The organism is Bacillus sp. NPDC057893, assembly GCF_042796455.1.
GTDB lineage: Bacteria > Bacillota > Bacilli > Bacillales > Bacillaceae_G > Bacillus_A.
Window position 1 is genome coordinate 604,334 of record NZ_JBHVNG010000001.1, and the last position, 14,446, is coordinate 618,779.

The 14,446-nt window shown below is 34.0% G+C and carries 22 protein-coding genes and 1 pseudogene; 15 read left to right on the forward strand and 8 right to left on the reverse strand.

The features are described 5' to 3' along the window. The first annotated feature begins 32 nt into the window (after window positions 1-32). The gene (locus tag ACFVQC_RS03295; protein WP_377889268.1) at window positions 33-521 is read left to right on the forward strand and encodes a hypothetical protein; all 489 of its coding nucleotides are present in this window, start codon (window positions 33-35) and stop codon (window positions 519-521) included. Between the two features lie 33 nt (window positions 522-554). On the opposite strand, the gene ACFVQC_RS03300 is transcribed toward ACFVQC_RS03295, so the two are convergent. Continuing rightward, window positions 555-866 (reverse strand): hypothetical protein, encoded by a 312-nt coding sequence (locus tag ACFVQC_RS03300; protein WP_377889267.1) that lies wholly within the window; start codon window positions 864-866, stop codon window positions 555-557. Between the two features lie 252 nt (window positions 867-1,118). Here ACFVQC_RS03300 and ACFVQC_RS03305 point away from each other — a divergent pair, with 252 nt between their 5' ends. After that, complete coding sequence (locus ACFVQC_RS03305; protein ID WP_377889265.1) at window positions 1,119-1,334, forward strand: DUF3912 family protein; 216 nt, start codon at window positions 1,119-1,121, stop codon at window positions 1,332-1,334. 87 nt (window positions 1,335-1,421) lie between these two features. Beyond that, window positions 1,422-1,820: a hypothetical protein gene (locus ACFVQC_RS03310; RefSeq protein WP_377889263.1), complete on the forward strand. Its 399-nt coding sequence runs from the start codon at window positions 1,422-1,424 to the stop codon at window positions 1,818-1,820. A gap of 243 nt (window positions 1,821-2,063) precedes the next feature. On the opposite strand, the gene ACFVQC_RS03315 is transcribed toward ACFVQC_RS03310, so the two are convergent. The 3 genes from ACFVQC_RS03315 to ACFVQC_RS03325 form a co-directional block, all read right to left on the reverse strand. Then, window positions 2,064-3,458: an L-cystine transporter gene (locus ACFVQC_RS03315; protein ID WP_016096111.1), complete on the reverse strand. Its 1,395-nt coding sequence runs from the start codon at window positions 3,456-3,458 to the stop codon at window positions 2,064-2,066. Window positions 3,459-3,565: 107 nt separating this feature from the next. After that, the gene (locus tag ACFVQC_RS03320) at window positions 3,566-3,808 is read right to left on the reverse strand and encodes a DUF2626 domain-containing protein (protein WP_002015110.1); all 243 of its coding nucleotides are present in this window, start codon (window positions 3,806-3,808) and stop codon (window positions 3,566-3,568) included. A gap of 132 nt (window positions 3,809-3,940) precedes the next feature. Next, window positions 3,941-4,636: a helix-turn-helix transcriptional regulator gene (locus ACFVQC_RS03325; RefSeq protein WP_002067110.1), complete on the reverse strand. Its 696-nt coding sequence runs from the start codon at window positions 4,634-4,636 to the stop codon at window positions 3,941-3,943. Window positions 4,637-4,841: 205 nt separating this feature from the next. Here ACFVQC_RS03325 and comGA point away from each other — a divergent pair, with 205 nt between their 5' ends. The 10 genes from comGA to ACFVQC_RS03375 all read left to right on the forward strand — a co-directional run bounded on the left by comGA (window position 4,842) and on the right by ACFVQC_RS03375 (window position 10,453). Then, window positions 4,842-5,885, forward strand: coding sequence for a competence type IV pilus ATPase ComGA (gene comGA / locus ACFVQC_RS03330; RefSeq protein ID WP_219920191.1), 1,044 nt, complete (start codon window positions 4,842-4,844; stop codon window positions 5,883-5,885). Next, on the forward strand, window positions 5,872-6,909 hold the full coding sequence (comGB, locus tag ACFVQC_RS03335) for a competence type IV pilus assembly protein ComGB (protein WP_377889485.1): 1,038 nt from the start codon (window positions 5,872-5,874) through the stop codon (window positions 6,907-6,909). Before comGA ends, comGB begins: the two co-directional genes overlap by 14 nt. Before the next feature lie 11 nt (window positions 6,910-6,920). Beyond that, window positions 6,921-7,220 carry a competence type IV pilus major pilin ComGC gene (gene comGC / locus ACFVQC_RS03340; RefSeq protein WP_002088623.1) on the forward strand — a complete coding sequence of 100 codons (300 nt, stop codon included), beginning with the start codon at window positions 6,921-6,923 and terminating at the stop codon, window positions 7,218-7,220. Next, complete coding sequence (comGD, locus tag ACFVQC_RS03345) at window positions 7,217-7,672, forward strand: competence type IV pilus minor pilin ComGD (RefSeq protein WP_377889259.1); 456 nt, start codon at window positions 7,217-7,219, stop codon at window positions 7,670-7,672. The genes comGC and comGD overlap by 4 nt, the downstream gene beginning before the upstream one ends. Beyond that, window positions 7,665-7,961 carry a type II secretion system protein gene (locus ACFVQC_RS03350; protein WP_377889483.1) on the forward strand — a complete coding sequence of 99 codons (297 nt, stop codon included), beginning with the start codon at window positions 7,665-7,667 and terminating at the stop codon, window positions 7,959-7,961. Before comGD ends, ACFVQC_RS03350 begins: the two co-directional genes overlap by 8 nt. Then, window positions 7,945-8,406 carry a competence type IV pilus minor pilin ComGF gene (gene comGF / locus ACFVQC_RS03355; RefSeq protein ID WP_377889257.1) on the forward strand — a complete coding sequence of 154 codons (462 nt, stop codon included), beginning with the start codon at window positions 7,945-7,947 and terminating at the stop codon, window positions 8,404-8,406. The genes ACFVQC_RS03350 and comGF overlap by 17 nt, the downstream gene beginning before the upstream one ends. Continuing rightward, on the forward strand, window positions 8,403-8,774 hold the full coding sequence (gene comGG, locus ACFVQC_RS03360; protein WP_377889255.1) for a competence type IV pilus minor pilin ComGG: 372 nt from the start codon (window positions 8,403-8,405) through the stop codon (window positions 8,772-8,774). The genes comGF and comGG overlap by 4 nt, the downstream gene beginning before the upstream one ends. Window positions 8,775-8,945: 171 nt before the next feature. Beyond that, entirely contained in the window at window positions 8,946-9,596 is a 651-nt protein-coding gene (locus ACFVQC_RS03365; RefSeq protein ID WP_377897417.1) for a 2OG-Fe(II) oxygenase, read from the forward strand. Window positions 9,597-9,716: 120 nt separating this feature from the next. Next, window positions 9,717-10,214, forward strand: coding sequence for a shikimate kinase (locus tag ACFVQC_RS03370; protein ID WP_377889251.1), 498 nt, complete (start codon window positions 9,717-9,719; stop codon window positions 10,212-10,214). Window positions 10,215-10,252: 38 nt separating this feature from the next. Next, the gene (locus tag ACFVQC_RS03375) at window positions 10,253-10,453 is read left to right on the forward strand and encodes a YqzE family protein (protein WP_002015009.1); all 201 of its coding nucleotides are present in this window, start codon (window positions 10,253-10,255) and stop codon (window positions 10,451-10,453) included. A 66-nt stretch (window positions 10,454-10,519) separates the two neighbouring features. Here ACFVQC_RS03375 and ACFVQC_RS03380 read toward each other — a convergent pair whose 3' ends face one another. Both ACFVQC_RS03380 and ACFVQC_RS03385 read right to left on the reverse strand, forming a co-directional pair. Then, window positions 10,520-11,152 carry a VC0807 family protein gene (locus ACFVQC_RS03380; RefSeq protein WP_215586842.1) on the reverse strand — a complete coding sequence of 211 codons (633 nt, stop codon included), beginning with the start codon at window positions 11,150-11,152 and terminating at the stop codon, window positions 10,520-10,522. A 127-nt stretch (window positions 11,153-11,279) separates the two neighbouring features. Further along, window positions 11,280-11,397: pseudogene (locus ACFVQC_RS03385) on the reverse strand (GTP pyrophosphokinase). Between the two features lie 72 nt (window positions 11,398-11,469). Here ACFVQC_RS03385 and ACFVQC_RS03390 point away from each other — a divergent pair. Next, window positions 11,470-11,697 (forward strand): hypothetical protein, encoded by a 228-nt coding sequence (locus tag ACFVQC_RS03390; RefSeq protein ID WP_000032698.1) that lies wholly within the window; start codon window positions 11,470-11,472, stop codon window positions 11,695-11,697. Between the two features lie 97 nt (window positions 11,698-11,794). Then, on the forward strand, window positions 11,795-11,926 hold the full coding sequence (locus ACFVQC_RS03395) for a hypothetical protein (protein ID WP_377889248.1): 132 nt from the start codon (window positions 11,795-11,797) through the stop codon (window positions 11,924-11,926). Window positions 11,927-11,977: 51 nt separating this feature from the next. On the opposite strand, the gene ACFVQC_RS03400 is transcribed toward ACFVQC_RS03395, so the two are convergent. Next, window positions 11,978-12,772, reverse strand: coding sequence for a YqhG family protein (locus tag ACFVQC_RS03400; RefSeq protein ID WP_377897418.1), 795 nt, complete (start codon window positions 12,770-12,772; stop codon window positions 11,978-11,980). Beyond that, on the reverse strand, window positions 12,759-14,441 hold the full coding sequence (locus ACFVQC_RS03405; RefSeq protein WP_002160498.1) for a DEAD/DEAH box helicase: 1,683 nt from the start codon (window positions 14,439-14,441) through the stop codon (window positions 12,759-12,761). The genes ACFVQC_RS03400 and ACFVQC_RS03405 overlap by 14 nt, the downstream gene beginning before the upstream one ends. Window positions 14,442-14,446: the final 5 nt, after the last annotated feature.

The following is a 14,446-nucleotide window of genomic DNA, read 5'->3' on the forward strand; positions in this document are numbered from 1 at the left end:
TTATAAGTAAAGCATATAAAGGAGCTATAAATATGAAATTAGAAAATGGATGGGAAACAAGTTTTTTAGAAGTTGTACAAAACAGTGAATTTAAGAAAGATGCAATTCGTAGTCAATTACTTTTTGCAGATAGTGAAGAAGTAGAAGAGCTTGTTGATGATTACGGTTATGAAGAGATTGTTGAACGCGAACATGATGATGAGTTAGCAGGAATTTTAGGAGAAGAACTTTTTAGTGAGATGGAGCGAAACGTATTCTTAGCTTCACAGCCAGAAGAAAAACTGATTTCATTCGTAAATGGATTAGGTTTTCACGTGTTAGATTGGATCGTGCTTCTTGAAACAGAATTTGGCATTGATAGCGCAAATTTCACATCAGATGCGGTGAAAATGTTAGAAAAGCGTTTTAAACAATTCCCGTACATAGAAGATAAAACGATTTTTGATATGACTTTTGGAGAGGTAATGGATGTATTACAATCCGTTACAGGATTACAACTGAAAGAAAAGATGAACATATAAAGAAAAAGAACGTGAGGATATCACGTTCTTTTTTTACATAATAATAATTTTATCATCTAGCTTTGTTTGTCCAGTAAGAAGTGCATTTAAATACTCTACTTTTCGTATGCAAGCTTGTATATGTCTTTCAACCTCTTGTAACTCTGCTTGGTGATGCGTTTCAATTGGATGAATTTGTACGTTAAATTTTTCGAATTGACTACTATATGTTATTTTTGCATAGCCGCTCATAATATCGGTTTCGTTATGAAATAAAAATTGCTTCGTTTCTTCACAGAATGATACATCCTGAAAGCCATATACTTTTAATGCTTCAATTACTTTGTTAATCATATTTGTATTCATTTTTTAACCCTCTTTACGAAGTTCTACTTTTATATTATAACATAAAAAATTACGTAGAAAGCGCTTCCAAGTGTATTTTATTATAAACTTTACGTTTTAATCATAAAAATGAAACAAAGAAAAAATAATTGTAAAGAAGGAAGGACTCTTTTATTGTTTCGTCATATATATAGAGAAATAGTGCAATGAAAGGAAATTTTCCGAGGTGGAGATTGTATTTCCAATTTGAGCGCAGTAAAAGAGGTGAGAATCTTGAACTTTGATATTGTAGGACAAAAAGCATATATAAAAGATGGGCCGCATCGGAACCGAATTGGAACTGTAAAGAAAAATGAAAAACAATTAGAACCCCACTTTGCTATTGTAATTGGGGAACAAAGTATTGATGTAGAGCTAAAGGATATCGTTTTAGTTGGAGTAGATGTAGGACAATTTCATAAATGGTGCGAGCAGAATGGTTATTTGTGAAAGGGACGGGCTGTGAGATAATGAAGTATATTTGAGAAAAGAGAATATGTTATTGTATTCTCTTTTTCTATGTGTAAGGAGGCGGAAATGAAGTATAAAGAACAAGATTTCACATTGGAATTGAAAGAGAAAATTCAATGTATGGAAAAGGAAATAGAGCGAATATCATTTAAACTGTATAAAGAGCATTCGCATTTATACATAGAAAAAAACATGGAATTAGATATGGGATTTGTAAGAGACAAAGAAAATCCCTTTGAGATGGGTTATTATTCATCAGTTGCGATAGCTATATTAGATGAAGAACAAGAGATGATTGGGTTTCACAATATTCCAATTTGGAAATGCGAAAGACTCTTTTTAGGAATGCAAATTCAATCACGGATTTGGGGGAGTAAGAAAATAGGGGAACTAGTTGAGGAATCTTACTATGAGATTGAGGAAGAGTTAAAAGAGCAACTAGAAGAGTTTTTGGTAGAAGAATAAAGTTTGGATTTTAATGTAAAACATTACAAAAATGTAATTTTTATAAAAGTCAGAAAGGATATATAATTTATTTATAATTATCTATTCTAATATACAGGTGGTGTTTTTAACATGGCTGAAGTAATCGGTAGAGCTTTATTCATAGTGTTTGAGACAATATGTTATGCCCTGTGTTTAAAAAATAAAGAGGAAGATGGAGAGAAATGAAAAAGGACGCTAACATTTTTGTTAGCGTTCTTTTCATTATGAAGCAATTTCACCAGTTTTTACATCGTCTTGATTGTACGTATCTTGATCTAATTCACCAAGCCATTTACTAGAAATAAGACCTGCTGTCATAGAACCACTTACGTTAAGAGCTGTACGACCCATATCGATTAATGGTTCAACCGAGATAACAAGAGCGACAATGCCGATTGGTAAGTTCATTGTAGATAGTACGATTAGCGCTGCGAATGTTGCGCCGCCACCAACGCCAGCAACACCGAATGAGCTAATAGCAACGACAGCGATTAAAGTTAAAATAAATTGTGGTTGTAATGGATCGATTCCTACAGTTGGAGCGACCATCATAGCAAGCATTGCTGGGTAAATACCTGCGCAACCATTTTGACCGATTGATACCCCAAATGATGCTGCGAAGTTTGCGATTCCTTCAGAAATACCAAGCTTTTCTTTTTGTGCTTCAATATTTAATGGCATTGCACCAGCACTAGAGCGAGATGTGAATGCAAATGTTAATACAGGGAACACCTTTTTCAAATACTGAATTGGATTTAAACCAGATAGCGCGATTAATAATAAGTGAATAATAAACATTACGATAAGTGCTACGTAAGACGCTAACACGAAGTTACCAAGTTTTAAAATAGCATTAATATCGCTACCAGCAACTGTTTTTGCCATAAGAGCTAATACGCCGTATGGAGTAAGACGTAAAATTAATGTTACCATACGCATTACGATTGCATATACAGCATCAAGCATCTTCTTAAATAGCTCTGCTTGTTCTGGATATTTTCGTTTTACACCTATAAAGGAAATACCGATAAATGCGGCAAATATTACAACAGAAATTGTTGATGTTGGACGAGCACCTGTTAAATCAAGAAACGGATTTGTAGGCAACAGTTCTAATAATTTGTCTGGAATTGTTGTCTTCTCAATAGAAGTAAATCTTTCTTCTACTAATTTCAGACGAGCAGATTCTGCATCACCTTGTTGTAATCCTGTTGCTGATACATCAAATCCCGCGCTTGCAGCTATACCGACAGCTGCAGCAATTCCTGTAGTAAGAATTAAAATTCCGATAATAAGACCACTGATTTTACCAAGATTTTTCGTTAATTGTAATTTTGTAAATGCTGAAATAATAGATACTAAAATAAGTGGCATAACGATCATTTGAAGTAATTTCACATAACCGTTACCAATTAAACTAAACCAGGTATTTGATTCAATAATTACTTTAGAAGTAGGCTCATAAATAAATTGTAATATAAGACCGAATATAATTCCGACTCCTAAAGCAGTAAATACACGTTTATTAAAAGATACATGCTTACGTTGCATATAATATAATACGCCAACTAAAATGAGCATGACTGCAACGTTAATTCCGACAAGCAGTGTATTCATGTTGATTCCCCCTAATTCCAATGTGTTATATAGAATATAAGGTAATAAAACCTATAAGTCAACTAGGGAATTGCGGGATTAAAAAAAAGATGGCAATTTGCCATCTCTTAATGCCCAGCTCCAGGGACAAGTAAAAATGTTGTGTACCATGTAAATCCGATGAAGAAAACGGTTAAATATGCCCCGAATACGTATATATACATACGCTCTGTTAATTTTAAATAACTTAAAAGTACGAAGAATCCTGTTTGTCCTAAAAATAGTAGTGCGGTCGAATGCATATCCCCTACGTAAAACATAACCGAGAAAATTCCAGTCCAAAAGCCGAGAACGCGAAACATGCGCTCCATGCCATCTCCCTCCTTTTCTAAAAAAGTAAAACCTCTTTTCATTATAGTTTATTTTTCTAACTATTGTAAATATTCATTCATATAAAAGAGAAGAAGCCAATTACAATAATTGACTTCTTATAAGATAGAAAATTAAATTTGCACTTTATAGTTACAAGATTTACATCCGTCTAGTAGGCTATCATTTCGTGTTAATTCCGCGTTCGGGAATAGGATTTCAAAAATCCCCTTCATCATATCACCGTGCATATTACAAATTTCAGTTGGATGATGAACAGCAACTTCTTTAAATGGGCAATTGTGTACATCATAGAAAATTTTTGTACCATCCGTACTTATTTCAAAAGCAGGAGATAAACCAGCTGTTGAGAATGCTTCTTTTGCGATTTGCATTTTTTGTTCTATCGTCAATGCTTCTGCACTTACATTTAAGCGATGCATATGTTGTTGCATTAATTCTTTGCCGAATTGTTTCCCTGTTTCATATAGCGCTTTTTCACCAGCGCTACCTAAGCTTAGCAGTGAATTAAATGCTATCTGCGCTAATAATTGATAATCGCGAAATGGGAATTGTAACTGGATGACATCTTGAGACAAGACGTATAGTCTGCTTGGTCTGCCGCCTTTCCCAGTTTTTTTTGTTTCTGATTTGAGCATATTAACATCTTCTAATTTAGATAAATGTAAACGCGCTACGTTTGGATGAATGTTAAACTCATCTGCAATTTCTTGTACAGTTACGTAATTATGTTTTTGCGAAATATATTTATAAATGTAATAACGAGTAGGGTCAGATAATACACCTGTAATTTTTAAAGCTTGTTCCATTAGGATCTCCACCTTTATCACTTTATCCAAGATATTAACATTATAATACAGATAAACATACATATAGGTAATTTCAGACAATAATTCGGAAATTGTTCATAATTTCACAAACATATTTTCCCTTTTTATCCTAGTGAAAATACAAAAGTCCTAATTTTTCTTTTCCAGTTCTTCATGATATATACATGGTGAGGAGGGAAATTTGATGAATGGTATCGAGCTTTTTGCGAATACGATTATGAAAGAAGCTTGTGGGGTGCAAGCATCGGACTTACATATTGTGCCCAGGCAGAAGGATGTGGCGATTCAATTACGTATAGGGAAAGATTTAATTACGAAACGGTGTATTGAAAAGGAATTTGGAAAAAAGCTTGTTTCGCACTTTAAGTTTTTAGCATCAATGGATATAGGAGAGAGGAGAAAACCTCAAAATGGTTCGTTGTACTTACAAATTGATGGACAAGAAGTGTATTTACGCCTTTCAACACTTCCAACAGTATATCAAGAAAGTCTCGTTATTCGCCTCCATTTACAAGCATCTGTTCAGCCATTGTCTCATCTTTCGTTATTTCCAAGCTCAGCGGAAAAATTACTCTCTTTTTTAAAGCATTCTCATGGATTACTCGTATTTACTGGGCCGACTGGTTCTGGAAAAACAACAACAATGTATGCGTTATTAGAAGTAGCTAGAAAAGGGCAAACACGTCGCATCGTTACACTTGAAGATCCAGTTGAGAGAAGAAAGGACGGTTTATTACAAATTCAAATTAATGAAAAAGCAGGTATCACATATGAGACCGGATTAAAGGCTATTTTACGTCATGACCCAGATATTATATTAGTTGGTGAAATCCGTGATGAAGAAACAGCAAAAGTAGCTGTAAGAGCAAGTTTGACAGGTCATTTAGTAATGACGACGTTGCATACAAATGATGCGAAAGGGGCGATATTACGATTTATGGATTATGGTATTACAAGGCAAGAAATTGAACAATCATTATTGGCTGTAGCTGCTCAGCGGCTCGTCGAATTAAAATGTCCGTTTTGCAGAGGGAAGTGTTCAACTTTATGTAAATCAATGAGGCAAGTAAGGCAGGCGAGTATTTATGAACTGTTATATGGATATGAATTAAAACAAGCGATTAAAGAAGCAAGCGGAGAACATGTTACGTATCACTATGAAACATTGGAAGCATCAGTGCGAAAAGGATATGCTTTAGGTTTTTTAGAAGAAGATATTTATGTTTAAGAGAAAATGGAGCTTAAGTGATCAAGTATTATTGTTGAAAAGGCTAGGGGGGTTATTAGAGAAAGGTTACTCACTTTTACAGGCATTAGAATTTTTGCAGTTCCAATTACCAGTAGGAAAGAAATTACAGTTACAGCGTATGATTGAGGGATTGAAAAATGGACAAAGTTTGCATGCTTCTTTTCATCAATTAATGTTTCATCCGGAGATGCTAAGTTATTTATTTTATGCAGAGCGACACGGTGACATTTCTTTTGCTTTACAACAAGGGAGTGTGCTTCTTTATAAGAAGGATAAGTATAGGAAAGATATGATGAAAGTAATGCGGTATCCTATGTTTTTAACCTTTTTTTTAATGATTATGCTGTTTGTCTTTAACATCATTTTATTGCCTCAGTTTGAAATGATGTATAGTTCTTTACGTTCTACAGCACCACCACTTACGGAGCAAATTTTAGTCGCAATTAAATTATTACCCTACTTCATTTATATCATTTTTCTTATCGTTATAACGGGATTTAGTTTATATATATTTTATTTCCGAAAACTTCCGCCTACTCAAAAGGTAAAGATTATGATCCGTATCCCCCTTATGAAAACATTTCTTATTTTAAATCATTCGCATTATTTTTCCGCTCAATTAAGTGGTTTATTACACGGTGGATTGTCGATACACGAAGCATTAACAATAATGATGAAGCAAAAGTATCATCCGTTCTTTCAGTATGAAGCAGCCCTAATTGAGCGGCAATTAATTGCAGGAGAACCGTTACAATCTATTATTGATAAAAGCGGTTATTACGAGAAAGAACTTTCTTATATCATTACACATGGACAAGCAAACGGTAACTTAGCAAATGAGCTTGGTGATTACAGTGAGCTCATTATTGAAAAGGTAGAACAAAAAATTAAACGTATGTTATTTGTGATTCAACCCATTTTATTTACATGTCTTGGGGTTATAGTCATTTTGATGTACTTAGCGATGATTATGCCGATGTTTCAAATGATGAATTCTATTTAGGGGGCATTTACATGCAGAATGAGGAGGGTTTTACTCTTTTAGAAATGTTATTAGTTATGGTTGTCATAACTGTATTATTACTATTAATTATTCCAAATGTAGTTACACAGCGCTCATCCGTCCAAGGAAAAGGATGTGCAGCCTATGTGAAATCTATAGAAGCACAAATACAAGCATATCACTTGCAACATAATAAGATTCCATCAATAGAGGAACTTGAAACAGGAAAGTATATTACTTCTAAAACTTGCCCGAAAGGTGAACCCATCCATATTTCCGATGATGGTACGGTATCAGCTGGGAAATCGTGAAGCAAAAAGGTTTTACTCTTTTAGAAATGCTACTTGTCTTATTCGCTATTTCTGTACTGAGTGTTGTTACGCATTTTAACGTTACTTCATTATATGAAAAACAAAGAGTCGAGCATTTTTTGAAGCAGTTTTCAAATGATATTTTGTATATGCAGCAGTTAGCGATTAAGCGTCAAAAACATTATACGTTACGCTGGTTTAAAGAGAAACAGATGTATTATATCTCGGAATCGGAGACCGGATTTTTAATTGCTAAGAGAGAATATGATAAAGATGTCCAAATTGATTTGCATACCTTTCCAAATCCAATGACATATAATCCGAGCGGAAATATTAATAGAGGTGGTACGATTTTACTTTCCTATCGAGGGTATAAATATGAGATTGTATTTCAGCTTGGAAGAGGGAGATTTACGTATCGTGAAGTGTCAAAAAGGATCAGTAATGGTTGAAATGGTTGTAGCGTTAAGTTTAATAATGATGGCGGTATCGTTATTGCTCCCGCAAACATTATTAATTATGCAAGAAAGAAAAAATATAAAAATGAGCTATAAAGCATTAATATTATTAAAAAAAGAAGCGGCCTTATTTAAGTATGAGAATGAGGAAAAGCGAGTAAAAGAGCAAGTCATAAAAGGAATTGTATATTACACATATTGGAGAGGAGATGAAGTTTGTACGATGTGGAAAGATACGAGAGGAAAAGCGATGGAGCAATGCCTTTATGCAGAGAAAAGATAAAAAAGAAGTGGGATTTACATTAATAGAAATGATTGCATGTTTGTTGCTTTTATCAATGTTCTTTTTACTTTTACCACGTCTTCATATTATGGGGATAGAAAATACACATTCAAAAGGATTAAATGACTGGGAGTGGGATGTGTTTTTAGGACAAATGCAATTAGAGTTTCGTGAAGTATCAAGTGGGAGGAAGATAGCGCTAGAAAATGGTGGGAATATTTTGCGCTTCCAACTTCGTAATGGTGATGAGGTGACATATGAAAAAGTGAATAGTAATTTAATAAGAAAAGTAAATATGCGCGGAAGGGAATTTATATTGCAAAGGATTGAAGCGATTTCGTATAAATTAACACCTCAGTTGCTATATATATATGTGAAAGATATAAGTGGTGAAATATATGAAGGCGTGGCTGTGCGCTATAGTGAAATTGAGATAGAAACATGAGAAAACAAGATGGATTTGCAATGCCAGGAACAATTATTTTTCTTATTTTATTCATTTCTTTTTTGATGTACGAAACGAATATGTTACTTTCGGATAAAAAATTTTATTCTGAAATAGAACAAAGTTTTTTCATGGAGGAACTTGTTGATCGAGCTATTTCAGATATAAAAAAAGACTTACAGCAAAAAGAAAAAGAGGATGTTTTTTTATTTCAGTATGAAAGAGGAGAAGTGAGTGGGAAGTACGTCTTTGAAAATGATGGTATTATCATTTCGTTGCAATGTGTTACAAAACAGAGAGTTTTCTATAAGGTGAGCTTTCGCTATAGGAAAAGGGATAATAAAATATTGGATTGGGTAGAAGGATAAGATGTAAAATACGGGGAGAGACCCCTTAATTCTTATTGTGGAATGAGTCAATTTCTTTATGGAAAAGGATAAAATGATGTTCAAAAGTTTAAATTTTCTCAAAAAAGAGAAAGGTAGAAAGAATATGATATATTCATGCTATCCAATCATTTTTTCTAGGGAGATAAAGAAATGACAAATAACAATCAAATAGGTGAAAATAAGGAACAAACTATTTTTGATCATAAAGGAAATGCGATTATGACAGAAGATAGGGAAATACAAATTATTTCAAAATTCGAAGAACCACTTATTGTCGTATTAGGAAATGTATTAAGCGATGAAGAGTGCGGTGAATTAATTGAAATGTCTAAAAATAAAATAGAACGTTCTAAAGTTGGTTCATCACGTGATGTAAATGATATTCGGACAAGTAGTGGTGCATTTTTGGAAGACAATGAACTTACTTCGAAGATTGAAAAACGAATTTCATCTATCATGAATGTTCCTGTAGCGCATGGAGAAGGATTGCACATTTTAAATTATGAAGTGGATCAACAATATAAAGCACACTATGATTATTTTGCGGAACATAGTAGATCAGCTGCTAATAATCGTATCAGTACTCTTGTGATGTACTTAAATGATGTAGAAGAAGGCGGGGAAACATTCTTCCCGAAATTAAACCTTTCTGTGCACCCTAGAAAAGGAATGGCAGTATACTTTGAGTATTTTTATCAAGACCAATCACTAAATGAGCTTACGTTACATGGAGGGGCACCTGTAACGAAAGGTGAGAAATGGATTGCAACGCAGTGGGTGAGAAGAGGTACTTATAAGTAAAAGCGAGTATATTACGTTTTGTTCTTCATAGTATAAGAAGAACAAAACGTTTTTTTATTAAACAAAGTAGCATCTTTCGTTATAATAACAATTAATACATGACGATTGAGAGGACAGAAAATGAAATCTATATACATAACCGGCTATATGGGAGCTGGGAAAACAACAATTGGAAAAGCGTTAAGTAAAGAACTTCAAATGGATGTTGTAGATACAGATCAAAAAATCGAAGAGAAGCAAGAGAAGACAATTCGAAATATTTTTGCAGAAGAAGGAGAAATGACTTTTCGGGAATATGAAAGTGAGATGTTACGTTCACTACCAGTTCATAATGTAATCATTACAACTGGTGGAGGGATTATTGAGCGAGTGGAAAATCGAAAGTGGATGAAAGAGAACGGAACTGTCGTGTATTTATATTGTGATCCGCATGTAATTGCAGAAAGGCTTCGTGAAGATATGACACGTCCACTATTTCAGAAGAAAGATATAGAGGCATTTGTGACGAAATTTGAATCGCGCCGAGCTTATTATGAAGAAGCAGATATTCATATCGACACGACAAATAAGTCAGTAAAGCAAATTATGAATGAATTAAAGGGAAAGATTAATGAATAAAAAAGTGGACATACTAATCAAGTAGAGGTGATGATAATATGTCTACTAATGATTATGTTCGCTTTGTGACGCAGCAGTTTGTGTCATATATGGATGCTCCAAAAGAGGATCGAAAACAACAGAAACAACAACGTCGTGCGGAGAAAGAGCCATTCTTAAATAAATGGTTTGGTGTTATGCCACTGAGCGCTGCTTTGTTTTATCGAAATGTAAAAAATAAAAGAAAAAAATCAAGCTAACTTTTTCGTAATATGTTTAGCAAAACAAAAATCCCCTAGTATAACAAGATGCTAGGGGATTTTTGTTTATTGCACAGATTCTTTTTCTTCAGTAACCGCATGTATTTTATTGTTTACCCATACAAATCCAATTCCGATACAAATAGAAATGCCCCAGCCAACAGCGGTCATAATAGCTCTCATTTCACCATATCCATCTACACCGAAAACAGAGATGAAATAGATTTTCAAGAAGCTTTTTAATATAAATTGAAGACCGAAAAATAGTGTTAAATATTGCAAGGCTGGATATATACGACTATCACGATAAAGCTCACGACTTTTATCACGATCATGACCTTGGAGTGCTGAAATGTCCGCTGCGAAATATAACATAAGTGGTTTTTTTATAAAGATTGTACATATAACGATGCAGCCAAGTACGATATGATAATATGCATCATTCCATAGCATTCGTTCCGCTGATCCAGATATTAAGTCTACCGTTGTATTAGAGATGAGTGTAATTAAAATAAAGAACCCTGTAACGTTAAACTGTTTTTCTTTTTTAAAGGTATACAGTGTATAAATAATCCCCGGAACAGAGGAAATTAACATTGCGTAATAAGGATCGATATAAGGCTTTGCAAATTTCCAAATGAGGAATGGGAATACGAGATAAAAGACAAGATCTAATATAGCTTTTTTATTTTGATTCATACAAATCCTCCTTAAGTCATACATATATTTTATAATATAATTTCTGAAAATTGTATAAGGTTTAATAAAAAAAAGAAAAGTAGATGATTAGTAGATTGAAAAATTGCCCCTAGCGTAGTAAGTTTTTTTAGTATATAATAAAGGAAACGCTTTCATTTTTTGGTTTGTTCACAAAATGGACGGAAAATCACATATTTACTATTGATATGTTGCTTTATAATGAAACTAATTAAATATATATGCATACAATATTGTGAAATAAATAACATAAATAATCTATATAAATGTAAACGTTATCAAAAAGAGAGGTGGAGACAATGAGTAAATTTTTCTTCAATCATAATCCAGCAACATTAGAGGATGGAAGACTTGTTAAGTATGCTGAAATTATTTATGGAGAAGGTGGCCGTTCTGTATTAGAAAATTTAATGGTGAAGGCATCTATCAGATTGCGTGATCGTTATCCGAATAAATCTGACGAACAGATCTCGAACCTCGTAAATCAAGGCATCCATGATATGTTTCAAAAATACGTGAATGAGTAGGAGTAGCTAATTGCTACTCTTATTTTTTTGTATAAGGATTGTGCTTTTAGCTGAAAATAAAGGTGCATTTTGAAGTGTGTAAAAAGGAGGGAAAAAGATGAGCAATGGAATTGGTCGTTCAAAAGAAAATCTTCCAACTGATGCAAATCATGTAAGCGCGAAGGATCGTGCATATCAAAAACGTATGACAAAGAAAAAACAACAAGAGCGTAATGACGATAGAGAATAGGCTGGAAAAACATCTTAAAGAAAGCTCCTTCAATAGTTGAAGGAGCTTTCTTTAAGATAGAAAATGATTTGCGGTAACATAAAAGAGACCGCCGTTTATAATTTGTATTGTAATGCGTGGTTCGTATTGTTCTTGTAATGCTTGCTTTTCAATTTCATAGCTTTCTGGAAGTTCATCGCTATCTTCGTAAAATCGATTTAAAAGGTCTAAATCGTGATTCCAACGCACTCTCGCTTCTTTTGCCCACGTGTGGTCATCTTCAGCGATTATACTTTTTAAAGCATCCTCTATACGTTGTAAGCCACTTTGTGGCTTAATGATAGGTGAGAGCGTAAAACAAAAATCAGGTATTTTCGGTGTGAGTTTGATCTCTGCTAAAGTGTCATGAAAGTTTGCAATCATTGTCCCGGAAATAAGATGAATACCGATGGAATGAAGCATGTCTTTTTTTCGGTCGCATTGATAAGATACTTTTATATTTACACCAAGCCAAGGATGAAGGGGGGTATGAGTTGCCCCGCTATGTTTCACTTCCTCATATAAACGTATGTATGAACCTAGTTCTTTTGTTGTTTCAAATATTTGATGCAAACGGGGTGAACCGTAATGAATAAGTTCACCGCCGTTTTCTTCGTTTTCCGGATTTGTAATAAGAGTAAGGCGCATCGGGTTCGGAACGCCTCCTGTTTTTTCAAGATAGTGCCAATAGAATGGGCGGTTCATTAATAATTTATCCATTTCAATTGTTAACTGCACGTCTAACAGGTGAGGGGAACGTTCTAAAATTTCGCAGTTATTCGCCTCAAAAAAGTTGTATAAGTAATTATGAATTTCATTTTGCTGCATAGTCCTGCACCTCTGCTTCATTGCGCTTCGCAAAATCGATAATAGATGTTAAATTTTCCATCTTGATTCGAATTTCACCTTCGCTTTTTGACTGCGCGAAAATCTCTTGAATATGCGCATCAATATTTTTCATGTTGATTCTCGTTAAAATTTCATCGAGTTCACCAATTACACGTTCAAATAAATTAATTTTTTCATATAGTAGTTTTAAAATGTGCTCTTCAACAGTATGCTTTGTTGCTAAGTTATAAATATGAACATCATTTTTTTGTCCAAGACGGTGAATACGTCCAATCCTTTGCTCAAGTCGCATTGGATTCCACGGTAAGTCGTAATTAATCATATGGCTACAAAATTGTAAGTTAATTCCTTCACCACCAGCTTCGGTCGCAATTAATACTTGGGCATGAGTTTGGAAAAGCTCCTTCATCCAATCTTTTTTCCCGCGCTTAAATCCACCGCGAAATGGGACAGAGGAAATGCCATGTTGTTGTAAGAACCATTGTAAATACATTTGTGAAGCTCTATATTCAGTGAAAATAATGACTTTATCGTCAACTTCTTTTATAAGCTCTAGTGCTTTATTTGCTTTGGAGTTGAACGGAATATGATTAATTTTATCCATCAGCACATCAATATGCGGGTCCTTTATGTAATGCTCATTTTCTTTCTGCCGTTTTTCTACATGTTTTTTTAATGAATAGTAAACAGCTTCACGACTACTACATGCTTCCCGTTTTAAAGTTAAGGATGAGAAAGCAGATGTGAAGGCATTTTGTTCACGCCAATTTTCAATTTCATTATACAAAGCTTGTTCTTCTTCATTAAATTCAACGAAGATTGTTCGTACATGTCTCTTCGGCCAATCAATGCCAGTGTTATGGCGTCTATTTCGAACCATTACTTTATTGATAAGAGCTTTTAAATCTTCATCGGATTCAGTGGAACGATTTTTGGAAGCATAATATTCTTCAAAATTAGATTGATTGCCTAGATGACCTGGTTTTAATAAAGAAACGAGGTTGAAGATTTCATCAATTTTATTTTGAACAGGAGTTGCAGTTAGTAATAAACAAAACTTCTTTTTTAATCGTTGTGCAAATTCATAGTTTTTTGTTTTATTATTTTTTAGTTTATGTGCTTCATCGATAATAATAAGGTCATACTCTAGGTTTAAAACGATATCGCGATGTGGTGAACGTTTTGCAGTGTCAATTGATGAGACAATCACATCAGCTTGTTCCCAAGAATAACTTTTCTTTTGAGCGACCGCAGGAATAAAAAATTTTGTGTTTAGTTCATACGCCCACTGAGATACGAGAGAAGCTGGAACGAGAATGAGTACCTTTTTTACAAGTCCTCGAACCATATATTCTTTTAAAATAAGTCCAGCTTCAATCGTTTTTCCAAGTCCAACTTCATCTGCTAGAATCGCTTTACCATTCATTTGTTCAATGACATTTTGAGCAACCTCTAATTGATGCGGAAGCGGCGTGAAATGTGATAAATGTTTCGGTGCTTGCAATCCATCAAAAGTAGGAACGAGTAATGATTTCTCTGTTTTATAAGCTAAATGATATAAATCCCAATTTGTCCAAGGACCATCTTCATCAATTCTTTTTAAAAAATTGTTTTGCCACGTTCGATCTACAGAAATATCGACATTCATTAAGA